The sequence below is a fragment of the Actinomadura sp. SCN-SB genome, assembly GCF_043906805.1.
Taxonomy (GTDB): domain Bacteria; phylum Actinomycetota; class Actinomycetes; order Streptosporangiales; family Streptosporangiaceae; genus Spirillospora.
On record NZ_JBIMPP010000060.1, the window covers coordinates 32,784 to 49,531 of the forward strand.

Consider the following 16,748-nt stretch of genomic DNA (forward strand, 5'->3'; position numbering starts at 1 on the left):
TCACACGCCTCCGGGGTACTCGTCGGGCAGCGTCATGCCGGGGCGGCCGTTGGCCAGGTTGGTGGCGTGCATGGCGAGGATGCCGCGGAAGTCGGCTTCCTTGCCTTCGGTCTCGGCGCTGATCCAGTCGTCGGTCATGCTGCGGTGATCTCTTTCAGGTAGGGCTCGAAATGCTTGCGGGCCACGCCGGGCCTGATGCCGACGCGGATGGCGGCCTCCTCAATGGACGCGCCGGTCTGGCGGCACCACAGGTAGTCCTCCAGCCGGGCGGCGCGTCTGGTCTGCTCGCGCCGCCTGGGCTCCACCTGCGGGGACTGGGCGGCCAGGACGACGGCCAGCGCGTACAGGCGTTGCCGGTCCAGGCCCGACAGCAACTGCTCGACCATGCGGGCGTCGTCGTGGTGGACGGCGGTGACGAGGGCGGGGGCGACGGTGGCGGCCATCTGCGCGGCCAGCAGGTCGAGATCGTCGGGGCTCACCGGGGTCACCTGCGTGCCTGGCGGATCAGGATCTTCTTGCACGGTTTGCAGTAGGAGCCGTGCCCGTCGGCCCGGCGCCGGTCGGCGTAGAAGCCGGTCAAGGGCTTGACCTCGCCGCAGCGGCGGCACCGCTTGGCCGGTGTGGTCTGCGGGGGCGGCCCGGGGTCGGGCGTGGGTGGCGGGCCGGTGAGGCCGAGCGCTTGGAGGATGAGCGGCGCGTCCGGTCCGGCGAGGCGGTGCACGGCCCGTGTGGCAAGGTCGGCCTCGTCCCGCTCCACGTCCAGGTGTGCGCTGCCGAGGAGTGCTTCGGCGCGTGCTTCGGCGAGGGCGCCGATCCCGGCGGGGCGCCGGGCGTGGGTGTCGGCGGCGGCGATCTGTTCAGGCAGTGCCACGGGTCACCTCCGGCCATGCGACCTTGGCCAGGGCGTCACGGTGGGTCTTGGGCACCTCGACCAGCGGGTGGCCGAGGTGATCCAGGCCCATGAGGGCGAGCCAGCGCGCGTCGACCATGTTGTCGTCGCGGACGTCGCGGTCCTCCCGGCGGTACAGCGCCATGCGCATGTCGGCCTTGGTGGCGGTGCCCTTGCCGGTTGCGTACCGCTTGAGGGTGGTGGGTGGCACGATGGCGTGGTGCACGCCGCGGGCGGTCATCTCGTATACGACGAGCCACCACAGCCCGGCGGCCTCGTGGTGTCCGGCGCCAGCGGCGCGGGAGTAGGCGGGGCCCTCGATGACGGCGAGGTCGGTGGCGGGCGGAAGGATGCGGCGGAAGATCTCGGCGCGGATCGCTTGGAGCCGGGCGACGCCGGTCAGTCCCTTGGCCGGGACGATGACGTCCAGGGATCCGTCGGGCAGGGCCATGCCCGTCGCGGTGAGCGAGAGGTCCAGGCCGATCACTCGGGGTTGCATGCGGTCTCCAGGTCTTGGGCGAGGGCCATCAGGTCGGCTGCGCAGTCCTCCAGTTGGCGGGCGCGTCCCTGGGCGGTCAGCGCGATGTCGTGCCACAGGCCGGGGTTGTCGGTGCGGCCGGTGCCCAGGTGGTAGATGCGCTGCTGCTCTGCGGCCAGGGCGGTCCAGTGGGCGGCGGTGGCGCGTAGGAGGGCGGGCGTGATGGGCAGGGTGACCTGCTGCCGGGTGCGGGGTGTCACCGGTCCTCCTGTGCGGGGTCGGGCAGCCGGTGTGTCTGCCGGGTGAGGCGCTGGGCGAGGTCGAGCGCGGCGGCGTCGGGCCGGGTGGGTGCGGGCAGTGCGCCGGCGAGCATGTACAGGCCGGTGATGGGCCGGTCGAGGTCGGCGCGGGTGAGGCGGTCGAGGCGGATCACGGCGCCTCCAGGTCCAGGACGGGCGCGATCGGCCGGGCCAGCCGCGTCTTGGCCAGTTCGGCGGCTTGGGGGTCGGAGTCGATGAGCAGGCACCGGACCCCTTCGATCAGGGCGGCTTCGCCGGTGGCACCGGACCCGGCGAACGGGTCGATAAGCTGTCCGCCGGGTGGGGTGACGAGGCGGACGAGCCATCGCATGAGGGCGAGGGGTTTGACGGTGGGCCAGGTGGTGCCGTCCGGTAGGCGGGGGCGTTCAGCGGCTGGAGCCTTGGCCGCGTAGCGGAAGACGGGGAAGAACCGGGATGCGCCGCCGACGTCGGCGTACTCTGCCCCAGTCTTGGTCATTCCCCAGCCGTCGCCAGCGGCAGCGCCACGCGGTTTGCCGATGCGGCTCACGCTTGGGCCGCTCTGCCGATCGAGTTCGGCGACCGCGCACCCCTCCGCGCATGGCGTCCCGTCCTCGGCCCCGCATTCGGGCAGATGCGAGATGACGACGTTGGTCGGCCAGCGGCCCTGTGTGGTGTCCAGTGCCCCTGAGGGGGAACTGCGGGTGAACGTGCCGATCGGGCTGGCCCCGGCCTTCATTCGGTGGCTGCCGGGCGTGTTGGCGCGCTTCATGGCTTCGGCGTCGGCGGCGCTGGTCGGGATCCGGCAAGCGTCGATGCTGAGGGCGCCGGTGCCGTGCTCGGCCACGTTGGCGGCCACCGTCCCGCACAGCGGGCGGCGCGCCAGCCACCAATGCTCGGCGGCGGGCTTGAGCGCGCCCTTGTGTTTGGGGAAGCCCGAGCCGAACAGGTGCGTGATGCAGTCGCGGATCTCCAACCCGGCGTCGTCGATGGCCGTGGCCGTCCAGTGCGAGGTGCGGGGCAGCGCCCACACCAGCGCGTGCGCGCCCGGCCGCAGGACCCGCGCCGCCTCGGCGAGGCGCTGGGCGAGCCAGCCGGTCCACTGGCCGCGTCCGCCGCGGTCGCCGTCCCACTCACGCCCCATGAACGCGATGCCTGCGGGCGGGTCGGTGACCACGGCGTCGGCGGAGGCGTCCGGCAGGGTGCGCAGCACGTCCAGGCAGTCGCCGAGATAGAGCGCGACCGTGCCGTCGTCGTAGTAGGGGGTCATGGCAGCCACCTGCGTGCCCAATAGCGGCTCGCGCGGCGGGCCGCCTCGTTGAGGACGGCGCCGAGGACGAGCAGGGCGGTGCCGCCGAGGATGAGCAGGGCGGCGCTCACGGCGTCTCACCGCCGATCCATTCGACGTCCGAGCACCACAGGCATTGCCGGTGCGCCGGGATGCCGGCCTCGGCCTCGCGCTCGTGCCAGTGGTGGGCGCAGGTGTCGTTGAGGTACCGGCGCAGGTCGGAGGCGAGTCGGCGCAGCCTGTCGTTGGTGGCGGCGACGGCGAGTTCGCTTTCGAGGTGCCACAGCATGCGCCGGTCGGTGGGGGTCGTGACGAGGTGGTCGGACGGGCAGTACAGGTCCAGGACGCTGCGGGGCATGCGGGCCTGCCAAGGGGCGGTGTCGCTCACGGCGTCTCACCGCCGTCCATCGTGCGGATGGTGGGGCAGGGGTGCGGGACGGCCTGGCCGTCGCGGGTGACGCAGTGCGCGCACACCAGGGCGCCGTCGTCGCTGCCGGGGGTGCCGATGGGTGCGTGCAGGCCGCGGACGCGGGCCGCCCGGTCGGCGAGGCTCTGGATCGCCTCGCCGGCGGCGTCCAGGCGGTCTTCGGAGCGCTCGTAGCCGGCCTCGGCGGCTTCGGCTACGGCGTCCCGCAGCCGGATGGCGTCGTCGCGGTCCCTCAGCGCGGCGCTCAGCTTGATCGTGAGTGCCGCGCGCTGGTCGCGGAGGGCGATGACCTCCTGCTCCAGGGCGCGGTACTGCTGGGACGCAGTGAGGGCGTCGAGGGCGCGCTGGAGGTGCTTCACCTGCTCGGCGAGGCGGTCCCGCTCGGCGCGCAGCTCGTGCGCCACTTGGCTGGACGCCTCGAAGAGGTCGCGCAGCCGCTCCGCCTCGGCGCGGGCGTCGTCCCGCTCGTCCTCGGCGGTCGTGGCGCGGGCGAGGTCGAGGACCCGTGTAAGCCGGTCCACCTCGTCCTTGTGCCGCTCGGCGTACAGGGCGTCCAGCGCGGCTACTGTGGCCGCGGTCTTCCCGCCATACGCGTAGTCGTCGAGGATCTTTTCGAGGCGTTCGTAGAAGTTGTCCGGTTCGGTGCTCATGGCGTGGGCTCCGTGTCGGTCGGGGTGGGCGTGGGCGCGGTGCGGAGCCATTGGCCGACGAACCAGCGCAGCGCGTCGGCGTCGTGGCGATGGCCGTTCGCGTTCAGCCATTGGGCGGCGTTGCGTGCCTCGCCGATGACCTTCTCCCGCTCCTGCCGCTGGATCTCGGGGATCAGGTCGGCCAGCACCCAGCGGGCCAGGTCCTCGAAGTAGGGCCGGACGTTGCCGGGGCAGCCGGTCTCCTCGCAGTTCTCATGGGCGTCGTCGGTGAGCGGGTCGGCGAGCATGTCGACGAGTTCGGCGGGCACGTCTTCGGGCTTCATGGCGCGGTCTCCGTGTCGGTCGGGGCGGGTTCGGGCTCCGGCGGCGCGTCCACGGGCGGCTGGATCATCGCGTGGTACAGGCTGATCGCGGAGTCCTGTAGGTGGGTGACGGTGGGTGCGAGCTCGCCCCTGGCGGCGTCCCAGGCGGCGGCCCTGGCGGCCATGGCGGCGTACCAGGCGGCCCTGGCGTCCCAGGCGGCCCTGGCGGCGGCCCCGGCGGCCCTGGCGGCGTCCCTGGCGGCCAGGGCGGCGTCCATGGCGGCGGCCATGGCGTCCCAGGCGGCCCTGGCGGCGGCCCTGGCAGCCATGGCGGCGTCCATGGCGGCGGCGGCGCGTGACGCCGCACCCCGGGCCAGCTCACCCGCCGCCACCGCATCACCCGGCGACCGGACCGGGCCCAGCCCGGACAGGACGTCCGCGTCCCCCGCCAGGGCGGGCACCAGCCGCAGACACGCCGGCGCGTACACCCGCACCAGCCAGTCCACCGCCAGGTACACGCGGGCGGTGTCCAGCAGGCATGTCCCGTCCTCGCGCCGGTGGTGGGCGCCCTTGGTGAGGGTGATGGCGGTCAGGTCGATGTGGTGCGTCATGAGGGATCTCCTTGCCCGGGGTCGGGTGTGCAGGTGTCGGGTGGGTCGGGCTGTGCGCACGGGTCCGGTGGGGGTGGTGGCGGGCCGCCCGGCTCCTGCCCCGGGCCGGTGCCGGGGTCGGAGCCGGGCGGCGGGTGTTCGCCGGGCGGCGGGGTGGTGGGGTGGTGGGCGGCGGCGCGGGCGTGGGCGTGGGTGACGGCCGCTCCCGCTCCGGCGTCGGCTCCGGCGCGGGCCGGGGCGCGTGCCGGGGTTTGGGTGCGACGGTCACCCCGGGCTTGGGCGCCACCGTCGGCGAGGCCGCCGTCGAGGAGCTGCTCGGCGATGTCGCCGTACATCTCGTCCTCGGCCGGGTCGTCCAGGCGCCGCACGGTTTCGGGGTGGTGGGGCATGTCCGTCAGGTCCCGGATGGTCGGCGTGGTGCGGGTGGCCTCCTGGACCCGGTAGGAGATCCAGGCCGCGACGCCGAGGAAGGCGAGGACGATGACGGGCCCGGCGACCAGGAGGCCGAGGGCGGCGAGGGTGTAGAGGATGACGTCAGCCATGGCTGGTCGCCTCCTGGTGGCATTCGTGTTCGCAGGGCCCGCCGACGCACGACCCGCATTTCCCGTCCCGGCAGTCGGGGTCGATCAGCGGCTCGGTGTCCGGTGTGGGCGTGGGCGACGGCGCGGGCGGCTGGGCGATCAGCCGCTCGGCCTCGGCACGGAGGATGGCGGTCATGCCGAGGCGTGCGCCGAGGTCTGCTGTGGACATGGCCGGGTCGTCCTGTTCCTCGGCGCCCCGTGGCCGGTTGGTGGCGTGCTCAGTCACCGGTCTGGGCCTCCTCCCGAGGTGCAGCCCGGCTCGGTGTCGCAGGGATCCGGTGGGGGTCCGGGTGGCGCGCCGCTGTCGGGCGGGTCGCTGGGCCCTGTGCCGGTATTGGGCCCGTCCTGCGGCGGGTCGCTGGGCTCGGGCGTGACGGCGGGTGGTGGTGCGGGCGCCGGTGACGGACGCTCCCGCTCCGGCCGTGGCGTCGGCGTCGGCGTGGGGGTGGGTGTGGGCCGGGGTTTGGGTGCGACGGTCACCCCGGGCTTGGGCGCCACCGTCGGCGCAGGCAGTGAGGGCAGCGGCGACGACCCCTCGTCCGGCGCGCGGGTCGCGGGTGTGCGTGCCGGGGCGTGCAGGACGCGGGGGTGGGTGAGGGCGTAGGCGCCGATCGCGAGGATGACGGCGGCGCACACGCCCATGGCCAGCAGTGCCGTGCGGTTGGCGGCCAGGTCGGCGCGGATGCGCTCCCACCGGGTCATGGGCCGCGGCGTCGGCAGGGGCTGGGGTGTGGTGGTGGCGGGGTCGGTGACGTGGTGGACGCGCAGCACGGCGTCATCGATACGGGTCATGCCAGTTCCAGTTGTCCATCGGGGACCGGTGGGGGCGGTGGCGCACCGAGGGCGCGCGCCCGCTCGGCGGGGTCGGTGGTGCGCCATTGCGCGAGGCGCCCGTAGTCGTGGCTGAGGTCGAAGGAGATCGCCCGGCGGCCGTGCACTGATGCCACGAGGGCCGTGGTGCCGGTCCCGCCGAACGGGTCGACCACGAGACCTCCGGGCGGAGACCAGCCGAGGACGATGCGGCGGATCAGCGCGGGCGGGAATGCGGCGAAGTGCTGGGTGCCCAGGTGCTCGGGGGGCCTGAGCGGCTGGGTGGCGACCGTCCACACCGAGCCCGGCAGCGCGCCTAGACTGCTGGGCCCCCTGTACTCGCCCGTGCTCGTCCGCCGATGGTTGGCGTTGCGGGCGTTGAATGCGCTCCGCCCTGCAACGCGGTTCGGCGCGGCCAGCGGCTCACGGATCTCATCGACGGCGGCGTAGTACCTGGGACGCCTGGTGAAGTGGAAGAACTGCTCGTGCGACCTGCGCGCCCGGTCCTGGACGCTCTCCGGCATCCCGGACGGCTTGCTCCAAATGATCTCCGCGCGCAGGGTCAGCCCGAGGTCATCGATGCAGCGCAGCGCGTACCGCCACGGAAGACCGATCAGCGACTTGTCCGGCACCGATGTGCGACGCTTCCGGCGCTCGGTGAACGACTCGATGTTGCCCTTGCCCATATGCGGCATGGGCGTTGACCGCGGACCGGACGGCGCTCCGGCGTACTTGTCGCCGAGGTTGACCCACAGGCTTCCGCTCGGTTTGAGCACGCGCATCCATTCCCGGGTGCAGCCGATCAGCGCGTCCACGTACTCGCCCGGGGTGAGCTCGGCACCGATCTGCCCGGCCAGCGAGCCGTCACCGTCGCGGTAGTCGCGGAGCGCGAAGTACGGCGGCGAGGTCACGACCAGGTCCACCGACTCGTCCGGCAGCGGGAGACGCCGCGCGTCGGCGCGGATGACACCCGGGGTGGCGTCATCGATGCGGGTCACGTCGGCTCACCCTCGTCCCGGTCGTCGCGGTCCGGCGCGGGGGCGGCCTCGCCGTCCAGGTAGGCCACGTACTCCTCGTGGCACTCGGGATGCACGTAGTCGCTGGACGGCTCGCCGCAGTTCGGGCAGGGGCTCACTGGTCGTCTCCGTCCCGGTCGTCGCCGTCCTCGCGGTGGACGAGGCCGACCTTCTCCAGGCCCCCGGTGATCAGGGCGCGGAACCGGCCGGTGTCGGTGGAGGTGCGGGGCGCGGCGTGGCTGGTGGGGATGGGCGGCGGGTCCTGCAAGGTGGTGAGCGGCGCGCCGGACTCCAGCGCCTCCACCTCGGGGGTGGGGGCGCCGATGTGCTGCCATGCGGGGTGCCCGTCGGGGTCGGGCACGACGGACCGAGGGCCGGTGTGCGGGCCGGCCGCGGCGTCGGGGCCGGCCGGGCCGCCCAGGTCGTCGCTGGGCGCGGACAGGGCGTCCGCGAGCGCCTGCTCGGCGGCCACGGGCCGGGCGGCGGCGTCCTGCTCGTCGGCGAGCCGCTCCAGCTCGTCGGCGACCTCGCAGTGGTACTCGCGGCGGGCGTCCAGGTCGCGCCGCTCGTCCTCCAGCTCGCACAGCTTGGCGCGGGCCTCGGCGATCTCCAGGTCCTTCTCGGCGAGCGGGTGGTCGTAGGACTCGGCGCGCTGCCGTTCGGCGGCGGCCAGGTCCCGCAGCATCCGGGCGGTGCGCTCTGCGGTGGTGGTGGCGGTGGTGCTCACAGCCCCTCCTTGCGCTTCTCTTCGTCGAACAGGGCGTTGTAGACGTCGGGGTAGATCTCCGACAGGGCGACCAGCGCGCGCATCCGGGCGCGCCCCCACTGCTTGTGCCGCTCGCTGCCGCGGTTCTCGGCGTTGCTGGCCTCGCGGCAGGCGTCGCACGGCGTCTCCCCGCGCCGCAGGTGCCGCTGGTAGGCGGCGGTTGTGCCGCACGGCTTGAGGTCACGAGCCATGGCGGGCCTCCACGCGGATCCGGCCCGCGTCCAGGCCGCGGATCTTCTCGACGACGGCGGCGGCGCGGTCGAACACCTCGGGTTCGTGGTCGGCGAGCCACCGCGTGATGATGTGCTCCTCGGCGCTGGTGAGCGCGTGCAGGCGCTGCTCGCGGTCCCGGTCGGCGGTCACGGCGTCACCGCCTCGGTGACCGGCCGCACGTCCTGCGCGGTCGGGGCGAACATCCTCGCCGGGCGCTCCAGCGGCTCGCGCGGTGCGAGGGCGAGCTGGCCGGGCGGGTCCGGGATGGGCTCGGGCTCGGAGCCGCCGCCGCCGTCGTCCTCGTCGCGGAAGTACAGGCAGCGGTACCGGTGGTACAGCGAGAACGGCTGGTCCTCGATCCACTCGGCGGGCGTCCGCTGGTCGAGCGCGACCAGGATCAGCACGCACCCGTCCTGCTCGCGCCCTTCGCGGGCGGGCTTGTCGTTGACGCAGCGGTAGCAGTGCTGGCCCATCCAGCACTCGCCCTCGGTGCCGTTGGAGAACGGCGCGCCCTCGCGCGAGGTACCCATGGCCTGCTCGTAGGTCGGGAGGGTCATGACCGCACCTCCGCGACCGGCCGCACGTCTACGTGCGTCCACACCGTCACCGGCACACCCCGGTAGGTCGCGTCCACGGACAGGTGCACCCACTCGGTGTGGGAGTTGCGGCCCTGCGACGCGCGCAGCCGACCGCCCAGGAAAGTCGCGTACTGCCGCATCGCGATGCGGGCGTCCAGGTCCACGACGCGCTTGAGGTGGCCGCACAGCCGCCCGGACTCGGGGATCATCCACTCGGCGGCGGGCAGCTTGATCTCCACGATGTGCGCCAGGGCTAGGGCCGCGGCGAACTGCCCGCCGGCCTGCGTGCGCTCGAACGACGCGTCGTGGCTCATGACTCGCTCCCGTTGATCGAGCGGGCGACGATGAGCGCCTTGTGGAGGCTGTCGGACACGGTGCACTCGCACCCGTCGTCGGGGTCGTGCGTGGCCACGTCCTTGGCGACGCCGTCCAGCCACGCGGCGAGCGACTCCGCCAGCACCGGGGACATCAGCGCGATCCAGTCCGCGTCGGCCTCGCCGAGGAAGTCGTCGCCGCAGTCGTCCTCGCACCCGTCGGGGGTGCCCTCGCAGTAGGGGCGGCAGATCGTCCACGCGGAGTCGTTGCCGTCTTCGCGGGTGATCGTGGGATGGGAGACCCACGGTCCGCGTGTCGCGTCCGCGGCGGTGTCGCGCAACCGCTGGGCGGCGGCGCGCAGCTCCTCGATCGGCGTACGATCACTCATTGGGCCGGTGTCCTTCCTTGACGTTGGTGTCGGCCTGTCGCGGCGCCCCGGGCTGCACCCCGCGGGCGCCGTCGTTCGTCTCGGTGGTGGCCGCGCCACGCGGCGGCCAGGGCTTGGCGCACGGTGAGCCACGGCGCCCCGCCGGGCGCGGGCCACAGCACGCCGGGGCAGTGCCGGGCGCGGCACGGCGGGGACACGCGGGCCAGGGCCGAGCGCCGCTCCCGGGACCGCATGCGCCGCACCACCCGCCCGCACGCGTTGCAGGCGTGCGGCTCGCACGCGACGCCGGGCAGCAGCAGCGACAACGCGAACCTCACGACGAGTCACCGCCCGCGGGAAGCTCAAGAATCCGCGGCAGATCCAGCGCCCCGGCCGCCCACGCCCTGGCAATCGCGTCCTTGCCCCCGGCGATGAACCGGTTCGACAGGTACGCCGTGCTCAAGGTCAGCTCGACGCCCGGCACCTCTTCGCCGTTGCGCCCCAGCTCCTCCAGCAGCGCTTTGCGGTAGGCGGGGCGTATCCGCTCCTCAAGGTGCTCGGGGTGGTGCTCCCTCACCCACGCGGTCAGCTCGGCCTCGTCCACGACCACGGCGGTCACCTTGTGGCCGCCCGCGATGGACACCGACGCGACCTTCGTACCGTCCGGCAGTTCGGCCGTGACCCTCTCGGCGCCGGTCTCGACCATCCGCCGCTGGAGGTCGTTTCGCTGCTCGGCCGCCGCGGCGGCAACCTGGTCGGCCAGGGCCTTGAGCACGGCGACCCTGAGCGCCTGCGCCTTCATGCCGGTCATGCGGATGCTCCATCCGTTTCGTCGGGTGCTTCGTGACCGCGGCGGACGATGAGCTCGCCGAGCGTGGTGGTCTCGCCGGTCTCGTCCTGCACGGCGGCGTTCAGCAGGCCACGACCCTTCACCTCGGCGTGCAGGGCGCGCAGGTCCGAACGGGAGGCGTTCTTGTCCAGCGCCCGGTCCCGGTAGGCCAGCGCGTCGGCGGCCGGCTTCCCGTCGCCCAGCCACGCGGCGATCTCCTCGGCGAACCCGGGGCCGGGCCGCTGCACGACCCGGCCCGCGATGGCCTTGGCGCGCGACTTGGTGACGACGAGGGTGTTCTCCAGGTCGAGGTCGCCGACGATGTCGAACTCGTACTCGATGCCCTCGCGCTGCTCCGGCTTGAGCCCGACCTTGCGGGGCACCTTGCGGCCCCGCTCGTTCTCCTCTATGACGTAGTCGGTCTTGGACCGCATCGTCACGATGACGTGTCCCGGGTAGGACACCAGCGCGTCGATCATGCGGCGCTCCAGCGGTCGGGCCTCTTTCCACCCGCCGAAGGAGTTGCCGCCGTAGCCGCGCTTGGCCGCGGCGTCGACCTGCTCCAGCATCCCGCCCGTGCCGGACCAGAAGTGCGTCAGCGAGTCCACGATGACCACGTCGAACCCTGCGGCCGCCGCGGCAGCGAGCGCTTCGATCAGCGCGGCGGGCTCGAACGTCTGCATGTTCAGCTTGGAGAAGGTGAACTCGTCGGCGTACTTGCTGGCGCTGCCACGCTCGGTGTCGATGACGGCCACGTTCGAGCCGAGCGCCGTGCCGAGCGTCAGGGATGTGTAGGTCTTCCCGGACCCGGATGGGCCGGTCAGGGCGATGCGGGCCTTGGCTTCTTCCTTGGTGGCCGGAGTAAAGGTGAAGCTCATCAGGCCCACCCGCCCCAGTCGTCGGACCATGACCCGTCGTTGCGCCGGTCGGCCTCACGGTCACGGCGGGCGGTCTCGTCCAGGCGGCGCTTGTACTCGCGGGCCAGCAGCAACGCGCACCGCGCCGACGACAGGCCGCACGCCTCCCGCAGGATCGCCACGGCGTCGGCGGCGTCGATCGCCCGCACCTGGAACACGTCGGTGACCATCGCGACCTGGTCGCCGAGCCGCGCGGTCATGACGCGCCCCCGTCCGTGGCCGCCGCCGGGTGCGCTTCCCCTCGCACCACGGCGGCGGCCTCATCACCCGCCGGACCCCCCAGCACGGCGGGTGGCTCAACCGGTTCGGCCAGCGCGGCGGCGGCCTCCAGCAACGCCGCGGCCTGACGCGCGCCGAACTCCTCCAGCAGCGCGACCACGCCCGGCACCTCGCGCAGCGACACGCACAGGGCGCCGTCGCCCGCGGACAGGTACACCCGCACGCCCCCGTCGCCGACCTGCATCTCCATCCACGTCAGCGACGCGTACGCGCCCCAGCCCGGGGAGAGCATGTCCGAGTGGTGGTAGCGGGTGAGCGGGGTGTCGGACTCGTGCCCGGCGGTGCACCACGCCGGGCACGTCGACGTCGTGCGGGTCATCGCGCACCCCCGGCCGGGGTGGTGGGCGTGCCGTGCGTCGAGGACGTGCACGCCGCGCGGGCGACGACATCGGCGGGCAGCGGACGCCGGTGGTCGGCGGGCGCGGTCGCCTGCACCTTGCGGACCGTGGCGCTCACTGGTCATCACCCGCCCCGGCGGCCTCGCTCCAGTTGCTCTCGCCGTTCAGCAGCGCCCGCACCTCGGCCTCCCTGTAGCGGCGGTGGCCGCCCAGAGTGCGAATGCAGGTCAGCTTCCCGGCCTGCGCCCAGCGCCTGACCGTTTTCGGGTCGACCCGGAAGATGTTCGCGACCTCGGCCGGGGTCAGCAGGCCACTGTCACGCGACGGGACGATCTTCTTCATGCGGTGCTCCTCTGTAGATTGGTGTTCGCGGAGTGCTCCTCCGCTGACGGCCCCCGGTGGCAGGCGGGGGCCGTCTTCGTTTGGGTCAGGCGGTGTGCTGCCGCTCGGCGGCGGCTCGGATGGCGGGCCAGTGCGGTCGCAGCAGCGCCGCCACGCGGGCCGCCTGGACCGGGCCGAGCCGGTCGCCGCGCTCACGGGCGTGCCGACGGCCGGCCTCGATGCACTCGGCGCGGGTACGGGGACGGCGCTGGGGCTTGTCGGCGGCCATCACGTCTCCCCGATCGAGTGCTGGATTGCCGCGCGCTGCCGCTCAATGCGGCGTTGAATCAGATCGACCCCGGACGGGCGGACGTAGAGCGTGTAGTGAGAGCACGGCCCCCAGGTGTGCTCGACGACCTTCTCGACCGGCCTGAAGTGGCGGGCGTGCGCGGCGTACACGTCGTACTGGTGGGTGCCGCACAGTGCCTGCTTGCGGAAGATCAGTCCCTCGTCCAGCAGGAACGCGCGCAGGTCGCGCTCCTTCCAGCCGAGGAGCTTGGCGACCTCGCGGACGAGCCGGTCACCCTTGTCGGCGGTCAGGTACCGGTCGTGCGCGAGCGCCTTGGGCTCCAGTTCCTTGATTTTCTGGTCGGCGGCAACGAGGGCACGCGCGGTGTCGGCGAACTGCTCGGCCATCGCGAGCACGCCCTCGGGCGTGGTGATGTCCGGCAGGCGGGGCGCCGGAGCCACCGAGTACGAGCCGGTGCGGCGGATCGCGGGCAGAACGTCGTCGGTGACCCAGTCCTGGAAGGGCTCGGCCAGCGCGACGTTGCTGCGCATCACCAGCCGGTAAAGGCCACCCTCGGTGACGATCTTCGGAAGCCTGCCGCCGCGTTGCCCCAGTTCAGCGGCAATACCCTGCGGGAGGGTATTGAGCTGAGCGTCGCGGCAGAGACGCCCAGCGTGCTCGGCGTCCCGGTATCCGAGGATCTTGGCGACGTCGGCCAGCACAAACCACGGTTCGCCGTCGATCATGACGGTCCGGACGCGCTGGCCGGTCTCTGGGAAGGTGAAGGGCTGAACCTCGCTCACTTCTCGTCGTCCTCCTCTTCCTTCTTGCGCTTGGCCTCCTCGGCGCGGCGCTTGGCCTTTTCGAGGAGACGGGCCTGCTCGGCGCGGTCCTGGCGGCGGATGTCGGCGGCGTCCTCGCGACGCTTCTTCGAGGGCCCCATCAGGCGGTTTTCGCGTCGTCGGCGATCAGGGTCAGCCGGTCGACGCCGACAGCCCTGGCGTAGGCGTTGAACAGCTCAAGGCCGGGCTGCTGGTAGCCGAGTTCGCAGTTGCGGATGTGGTCGGGGTGCCGGTCGACGCCCTCCTTGCGGAGGCGCTCGACGAGCTGGTCGACGGTGAGGTCGGCCGCCTCGCGGGCGAGCCGCATCTTGCGGCCGTCGGCGGTAAGGGACAGCTTTGCCATGCCCAGACCGTAACCCAGATTTGCGCAGAATCTCAAGAGATGTTCCCCCTGTATCTGCGCAGATCTGACACAGACTAGCTCTGACCTGCGATGACCGAATCTAATCCCATGTGGACCTGTGCAAGTCTGTGCGCCATGATGTGGAGATGTGACTCCCAAGCCCCATGAACGACTCGCCGCCGCGATCGAGGACCGGCGCGGCGAACTCGGCCTGTCACTACGCGAGGTCGCCGAGCTGGCAGGCATCACCGGCGAGACTCTGAGGGCTGTGCGCAAGGGCTCCAACGACCCCAGTCCATTGACCAAGCGCGGCATCGAGCGCGCACTCCGCTGGAAGGCTGGCAGCGTCGAGGCGATCCTCGAAGGCGGCGAGCCTCGTGTCGCCACGTCCGGTGACGCTCGGCCCGGCGACCTCGCGCGTCTGAGCGCCAGGGGCACGGCGCGTTTCGATTCGCCGTCCGAAGTGCTGGCCAACCTGCCCGAGGACCGCGAGGCCCGCCTGCGGATGCTGAGCGCGCTACTCGACCAGATGGCCGAGGAAAGTGAGCGGCTCGGCCGCGAGCAACGACAGGTCATGTCCGAGATCGCCCGGCTACTTGAGGCGGGCTGAAACATACCCACGTCGGCGACGCTGCGGCGTGCACTTAATCACGGTGCGTATAAGAATCGTACGCCGGAGTGACCGGTTTCGGTCATATATGGTCCGTCTTGCAACTCCTTGACCGTCGCGTGATGTATGCGAGAAGTGTCCCTTCCTCCGCACCAGCGCCGCCGCGAAAGGAATACCGACCCACCGATGACCGAATCCGACGGTCCCCGGCCGGACCTCCTGGAGCACTTACGGGAACGTGCCAGGCAGCTCGTCGCCGAGCGGGAGCGGCAGGCCGCCGACGCCCGCGCCACTCTCGCCGTACTGGACCAGATGGCCGCCGGGCCCGAGGAGGAGCGCCGCCGCCGCATCGCCGCCGCCCGCGCCCGCATGCGCCGCCTCGGCTGGCGCGGCATTGTCGGCGCCGTCATCACCGGCACAGGACTGGGCGCGGCATGGCGCCTGGCCGCGGGACACTCGGCCACCGCCGCCACCGCTCTGGGCGGCGCGGCCGTGCTCGGTGTGACCGGAGCCGCGATATGGCTGCCGCCCCCGATCATCGACGGCCCCGGCCGCGGTGACTCCGGCGTCCGGCGCCCGGCGGTCCCCGCCCCGTCCGCGACGCCCACCGTGGGGGAGACCGCGACGCCCAAGCCGTCCTTACCGTCCCCGTCGCCGTCCGAGCCGCCCACGGCCGAGCCGTCGCCCACACCCAGCCCCGGCGAGACCAGCCCCGAACCCGAACCCGGCACGCCCGGCATCGACCCCGAGCCCGACCCTCCCGAGACGCCACCCGAGACACCGGACCCGCCCGGCACCCCCAACCCGCCCGCGCAGGACCCGCCCCCCTCACGCGGCGAGTGCACGATCAGGCTCGACGTCCCCCCGATCCTCGACGTGTGCGCGTCCTATAAGCCGCGCCCGCCCCGCCCCCGCTCCGGGGCGGGCGCTACTCCTCATCCTCACCCACCGGGTCCAGGTCGACCGTCTCCGCCTCGAACCCCGGCCCCCGCTTACGCGCCGGCCACACCGTGATCCGGTAGGTCGCGGTCACCAGCGCGCGGCGCGTGGCCAGCGGCAGGCCGCCCCACTGGTCCTCGGTGAGCCCGGCGTGCTCGATCAGCAGCCGCCGCCGCGACGACAGCGCGATCCGGGCACGGACCGCGGCGATCTGCTCGGCGAATCTCGTGATCGACGCGACCAGCAGGTCCGGTTTGACGTGCGGGTTGTCGACGAGGTTGCGCAGCGTGTTCTCGGTCTCTGCCTTGCGCGCCTCCAGCCCGGCCAGCTCTGCGGCCAGGCCGTCGTCGGCGGGCGCCTCCAGCCGGGCAATGAACCCCGGGTCACCCAGCAGCTCCAGCACGTGCCCGATGACGTACCCCTCCAGGTGATCCTTGCTGCGATGGGTGCGGCGGCAGCCGGGGGTGTTGCACCCGTACCCGATCAGGTTCCGCCGCCGGGAGTTGTGCCGGATCACCTGCGGGTTCCCGCACGGCCCGCAGATCGGGATGCCCGACAGCAGGTGCGCGCGGGCGTTGGTGGTGTAGGTGTAGGCGGCGGCCCGGCCCTCCAGGACGGCTTTCACCGCCTCCCACATCTCCCGTGCCTTGGCCGGGTCGTCGTCGAGCACCGGCGCCCACGCGGCCTTGGACTCCCCGTCGGGCATGAGCCCGGCCAGCCGGGGCCGCAGCATCATCTTCTTGATCGTGCCGTGGCCCCACTGCGCTCCGGTGACCGAGGGGATGCCGCGGGCCGTCCAGTCCCGGGCGATGGCGCCCGCGCCCTCACCGGCCAGGAGCCGGGCCGCGCACTCGCGGATCAGCTCCACCTCCGCCTCGCGGTGGGTGAGGCCGTCGGTCTCGAACCCGAACGCCCTCCCGCCCCGGCCCCCGGCACGCACGATGCCCTTCTCGCGGCGGCGGCGGTGCTCGTTCTTCTGGCGTCGCGAGGTGCTGTCGGACTCCCGGCATGCCGCCGCCGCCTCGATCCGCAGGATGAACTGGTCGTCAGGGTCGTCCAGGTTCCGCTCCCCCGTCGGGGAGGCGAGCCGGATGCCCTTGTCCCGCGCCACGTTCAGCAGTAGCTCAAGGTCCCACGGCTGCCGCACCAGCCGGTCGCCGTGGTAGACGACGATCGCGTCGACCTCGCCGCGGTCGATCGCCTGCAGCATGGCGTCCCACGCGGGCCTTTTGCGGTTGCGCTGCCATGCCGAGCGGGAGTTGTCCTTGAACACCAGCTCGGGCGGGATGGTCCAGCCGCGCCGCTCGGCTACCTGGTGGTTGAGGGCGTCCTGGTCGTCGACCTTGGTTGTGTCGTCCATCGCCGCCAGTGATAGGCGGCAGTAGGACGCGGCCCGTACCGGCCGCCGGGGAACCGGGGCCTTGCCAGTGTGCGTCATAACCACGTAGTGTACGTTCCCACGTGGACATGAA

Annotated in this window: 35 protein-coding genes; 2 read left to right on the top strand and 33 right to left on the bottom strand. The window is 72.8% G+C overall.

Going from position 1 to position 16,748, the window contains the following annotated elements; translation table 11 throughout:
• The 32 genes from ACGWYJ_RS30080 to ACGWYJ_RS30235 all read right to left on the bottom strand — a co-directional run bounded on the left by ACGWYJ_RS30080 (window position 1) and on the right by ACGWYJ_RS30235 (window position 13,727).
• Window positions 1–138 (bottom strand): hypothetical protein, encoded by a 138-nt coding sequence (locus tag ACGWYJ_RS30080; protein WP_395109812.1) that lies wholly within the window; start codon window positions 136–138, stop codon window positions 1–3.
• Entirely contained in the window at window positions 135–479 is a 345-nt protein-coding gene (locus ACGWYJ_RS30085; RefSeq protein ID WP_395109813.1) for a hypothetical protein, read from the bottom strand. The genes ACGWYJ_RS30080 and ACGWYJ_RS30085 overlap by 4 nt, the downstream gene beginning before the upstream one ends.
• A 5-nt stretch (window positions 480–484) precedes the next feature.
• Window positions 485–871, bottom strand: coding sequence for a hypothetical protein (locus tag ACGWYJ_RS30090; protein ID WP_395109814.1), 387 nt, complete (start codon window positions 869–871; stop codon window positions 485–487).
• Complete coding sequence (locus ACGWYJ_RS30095) at window positions 858–1,388, bottom strand: hypothetical protein (RefSeq protein WP_395109815.1); 531 nt, start codon at window positions 1,386–1,388, stop codon at window positions 858–860. Before ACGWYJ_RS30095 ends, ACGWYJ_RS30090 begins: the two co-directional genes overlap by 14 nt.
• Window positions 1,373–1,627: a hypothetical protein gene (locus ACGWYJ_RS30100; protein WP_395109816.1), complete on the bottom strand. Its 255-nt coding sequence runs from the start codon at window positions 1,625–1,627 to the stop codon at window positions 1,373–1,375. Before ACGWYJ_RS30100 ends, ACGWYJ_RS30095 begins: the two co-directional genes overlap by 16 nt.
• Window positions 1,624–1,800, bottom strand: a complete 177-nt coding sequence (locus tag ACGWYJ_RS30105; protein WP_395109817.1) for a hypothetical protein — start codon at window positions 1,798–1,800, stop codon at window positions 1,624–1,626. Before ACGWYJ_RS30105 ends, ACGWYJ_RS30100 begins: the two co-directional genes overlap by 4 nt.
• Window positions 1,797–2,915 (bottom strand): DNA-methyltransferase, encoded by a 1,119-nt coding sequence (locus ACGWYJ_RS30110; RefSeq protein ID WP_395109818.1) that lies wholly within the window; start codon window positions 2,913–2,915, stop codon window positions 1,797–1,799. The genes ACGWYJ_RS30105 and ACGWYJ_RS30110 overlap by 4 nt, the downstream gene beginning before the upstream one ends.
• 106 nt (window positions 2,916–3,021) lie before the next feature.
• Window positions 3,022–3,321: a hypothetical protein gene (locus tag ACGWYJ_RS30115; protein WP_395109819.1), complete on the bottom strand. Its 300-nt coding sequence runs from the start codon at window positions 3,319–3,321 to the stop codon at window positions 3,022–3,024.
• Window positions 3,318–4,010 (bottom strand): hypothetical protein, encoded by a 693-nt coding sequence (locus ACGWYJ_RS30120; protein ID WP_395109820.1) that lies wholly within the window; start codon window positions 4,008–4,010, stop codon window positions 3,318–3,320. The genes ACGWYJ_RS30115 and ACGWYJ_RS30120 overlap by 4 nt, the downstream gene beginning before the upstream one ends.
• On the bottom strand, window positions 4,007–4,333 hold the full coding sequence (locus tag ACGWYJ_RS30125) for a hypothetical protein (RefSeq protein ID WP_395109821.1): 327 nt from the start codon (window positions 4,331–4,333) through the stop codon (window positions 4,007–4,009). Before ACGWYJ_RS30125 ends, ACGWYJ_RS30120 begins: the two co-directional genes overlap by 4 nt.
• Window positions 4,330–4,923 (bottom strand): hypothetical protein, encoded by a 594-nt coding sequence (locus tag ACGWYJ_RS30130; protein WP_395109822.1) that lies wholly within the window; start codon window positions 4,921–4,923, stop codon window positions 4,330–4,332. Before ACGWYJ_RS30130 ends, ACGWYJ_RS30125 begins: the two co-directional genes overlap by 4 nt.
• A complete protein-coding gene (locus tag ACGWYJ_RS30135; RefSeq protein WP_395109823.1) occupies window positions 4,920–5,465 on the bottom strand; it encodes a hypothetical protein in 546 nt (181 codons plus the stop codon). Before ACGWYJ_RS30135 ends, ACGWYJ_RS30130 begins: the two co-directional genes overlap by 4 nt.
• Complete coding sequence (locus tag ACGWYJ_RS30140) at window positions 5,458–5,730, bottom strand: hypothetical protein (RefSeq protein ID WP_395109824.1); 273 nt, start codon at window positions 5,728–5,730, stop codon at window positions 5,458–5,460. The genes ACGWYJ_RS30135 and ACGWYJ_RS30140 overlap by 8 nt, the downstream gene beginning before the upstream one ends.
• Window positions 5,727–6,296, bottom strand: coding sequence for a hypothetical protein (locus ACGWYJ_RS30145; RefSeq protein ID WP_395109825.1), 570 nt, complete (start codon window positions 6,294–6,296; stop codon window positions 5,727–5,729). Before ACGWYJ_RS30145 ends, ACGWYJ_RS30140 begins: the two co-directional genes overlap by 4 nt.
• Entirely contained in the window at window positions 6,293–7,312 is a 1,020-nt protein-coding gene (locus tag ACGWYJ_RS30150; RefSeq protein ID WP_395109826.1) for a DNA-methyltransferase, read from the bottom strand. Before ACGWYJ_RS30150 ends, ACGWYJ_RS30145 begins: the two co-directional genes overlap by 4 nt.
• Window positions 7,309–7,449: a hypothetical protein gene (locus ACGWYJ_RS30155; RefSeq protein ID WP_395109827.1), complete on the bottom strand. Its 141-nt coding sequence runs from the start codon at window positions 7,447–7,449 to the stop codon at window positions 7,309–7,311. Before ACGWYJ_RS30155 ends, ACGWYJ_RS30150 begins: the two co-directional genes overlap by 4 nt.
• Window positions 7,446–8,057 carry a hypothetical protein gene (locus tag ACGWYJ_RS30160; RefSeq protein WP_395109828.1) on the bottom strand — a complete coding sequence of 204 codons (612 nt, stop codon included), beginning with the start codon at window positions 8,055–8,057 and terminating at the stop codon, window positions 7,446–7,448. Before ACGWYJ_RS30160 ends, ACGWYJ_RS30155 begins: the two co-directional genes overlap by 4 nt.
• Window positions 8,054–8,287, bottom strand: coding sequence for a hypothetical protein (locus tag ACGWYJ_RS30165; RefSeq protein WP_395109829.1), 234 nt, complete (start codon window positions 8,285–8,287; stop codon window positions 8,054–8,056). Before ACGWYJ_RS30165 ends, ACGWYJ_RS30160 begins: the two co-directional genes overlap by 4 nt.
• The gene (locus ACGWYJ_RS30170; RefSeq protein WP_395109830.1) at window positions 8,277–8,459 is read right to left on the bottom strand and encodes a hypothetical protein; all 183 of its coding nucleotides are present in this window, start codon (window positions 8,457–8,459) and stop codon (window positions 8,277–8,279) included. The genes ACGWYJ_RS30165 and ACGWYJ_RS30170 overlap by 11 nt, the downstream gene beginning before the upstream one ends.
• Window positions 8,456–8,866: a hypothetical protein gene (locus ACGWYJ_RS30175; protein ID WP_395109831.1), complete on the bottom strand. Its 411-nt coding sequence runs from the start codon at window positions 8,864–8,866 to the stop codon at window positions 8,456–8,458. The genes ACGWYJ_RS30170 and ACGWYJ_RS30175 overlap by 4 nt, the downstream gene beginning before the upstream one ends.
• Window positions 8,863–9,201 (bottom strand): hypothetical protein, encoded by a 339-nt coding sequence (locus tag ACGWYJ_RS30180; RefSeq protein WP_395109832.1) that lies wholly within the window; start codon window positions 9,199–9,201, stop codon window positions 8,863–8,865. The genes ACGWYJ_RS30175 and ACGWYJ_RS30180 overlap by 4 nt, the downstream gene beginning before the upstream one ends.
• Window positions 9,198–9,590, bottom strand: coding sequence for a hypothetical protein (locus ACGWYJ_RS30185; RefSeq protein WP_395109833.1), 393 nt, complete (start codon window positions 9,588–9,590; stop codon window positions 9,198–9,200). Before ACGWYJ_RS30185 ends, ACGWYJ_RS30180 begins: the two co-directional genes overlap by 4 nt.
• A 313-nt stretch (window positions 9,591–9,903) precedes the next feature.
• Window positions 9,904–10,380 (bottom strand): hypothetical protein, encoded by a 477-nt coding sequence (locus ACGWYJ_RS30190; RefSeq protein ID WP_395109834.1) that lies wholly within the window; start codon window positions 10,378–10,380, stop codon window positions 9,904–9,906.
• The gene (locus ACGWYJ_RS30195) at window positions 10,377–11,306 is read right to left on the bottom strand and encodes an ATP-binding protein (protein WP_395109835.1); all 930 of its coding nucleotides are present in this window, start codon (window positions 11,304–11,306) and stop codon (window positions 10,377–10,379) included. Before ACGWYJ_RS30195 ends, ACGWYJ_RS30190 begins: the two co-directional genes overlap by 4 nt.
• A complete protein-coding gene (locus ACGWYJ_RS30200) occupies window positions 11,276–11,515 on the bottom strand; it encodes a hypothetical protein (protein ID WP_395109836.1) in 240 nt (79 codons plus the stop codon). Before ACGWYJ_RS30200 ends, ACGWYJ_RS30195 begins: the two co-directional genes overlap by 31 nt.
• Window positions 11,512–11,913 (bottom strand): hypothetical protein, encoded by a 402-nt coding sequence (locus tag ACGWYJ_RS30205; RefSeq protein ID WP_395109837.1) that lies wholly within the window; start codon window positions 11,911–11,913, stop codon window positions 11,512–11,514. Before ACGWYJ_RS30205 ends, ACGWYJ_RS30200 begins: the two co-directional genes overlap by 4 nt.
• Complete coding sequence (locus ACGWYJ_RS30210) at window positions 11,910–12,050, bottom strand: hypothetical protein (RefSeq protein ID WP_395109838.1); 141 nt, start codon at window positions 12,048–12,050, stop codon at window positions 11,910–11,912. Before ACGWYJ_RS30210 ends, ACGWYJ_RS30205 begins: the two co-directional genes overlap by 4 nt.
• Entirely contained in the window at window positions 12,047–12,274 is a 228-nt protein-coding gene (locus ACGWYJ_RS30215) for a BldC family transcriptional regulator (protein WP_395109839.1), read from the bottom strand. Before ACGWYJ_RS30215 ends, ACGWYJ_RS30210 begins: the two co-directional genes overlap by 4 nt.
• Before the next feature lie 85 nt (window positions 12,275–12,359).
• Window positions 12,360–12,542: a hypothetical protein gene (locus ACGWYJ_RS30220; RefSeq protein WP_395109840.1), complete on the bottom strand. Its 183-nt coding sequence runs from the start codon at window positions 12,540–12,542 to the stop codon at window positions 12,360–12,362.
• A complete protein-coding gene (locus ACGWYJ_RS30225) occupies window positions 12,542–13,345 on the bottom strand; it encodes a phage antirepressor (RefSeq protein ID WP_395109841.1) in 804 nt (267 codons plus the stop codon). The genes ACGWYJ_RS30220 and ACGWYJ_RS30225 overlap by 1 nt, the downstream gene beginning before the upstream one ends.
• Window positions 13,342–13,485 carry a hypothetical protein gene (locus ACGWYJ_RS30230; protein WP_395109842.1) on the bottom strand — a complete coding sequence of 48 codons (144 nt, stop codon included), beginning with the start codon at window positions 13,483–13,485 and terminating at the stop codon, window positions 13,342–13,344. Before ACGWYJ_RS30230 ends, ACGWYJ_RS30225 begins: the two co-directional genes overlap by 4 nt.
• Window positions 13,485–13,727, bottom strand: a complete 243-nt coding sequence (locus ACGWYJ_RS30235) for a helix-turn-helix domain-containing protein (RefSeq protein ID WP_395109843.1) — start codon at window positions 13,725–13,727, stop codon at window positions 13,485–13,487. The genes ACGWYJ_RS30230 and ACGWYJ_RS30235 overlap by 1 nt, the downstream gene beginning before the upstream one ends.
• A 148-nt stretch (window positions 13,728–13,875) precedes the next feature.
• On the opposite strand from ACGWYJ_RS30235, the gene ACGWYJ_RS30240 reads away from it, so the two are divergent.
• Both ACGWYJ_RS30240 and ACGWYJ_RS30245 read left to right on the top strand, forming a co-directional pair.
• The gene (locus tag ACGWYJ_RS30240) at window positions 13,876–14,337 is read left to right on the top strand and encodes a helix-turn-helix domain-containing protein (RefSeq protein ID WP_395109844.1); all 462 of its coding nucleotides are present in this window, start codon (window positions 13,876–13,878) and stop codon (window positions 14,335–14,337) included.
• A 186-nt stretch (window positions 14,338–14,523) separates the two neighbouring features.
• Window positions 14,524–15,351 (top strand): hypothetical protein, encoded by an 828-nt coding sequence (locus ACGWYJ_RS30245; protein WP_395109845.1) that lies wholly within the window; start codon window positions 14,524–14,526, stop codon window positions 15,349–15,351.
• Here the strand turns inward: ACGWYJ_RS30245 and ACGWYJ_RS30250 are convergent.
• Entirely contained in the window at window positions 15,266–16,714 is a 1,449-nt protein-coding gene (locus ACGWYJ_RS30250; protein WP_395109846.1) for a recombinase family protein, read from the bottom strand. The genes ACGWYJ_RS30245 and ACGWYJ_RS30250 overlap by 86 nt on opposite strands.
• Window positions 16,715–16,748 lie beyond the last annotated feature (34 nt).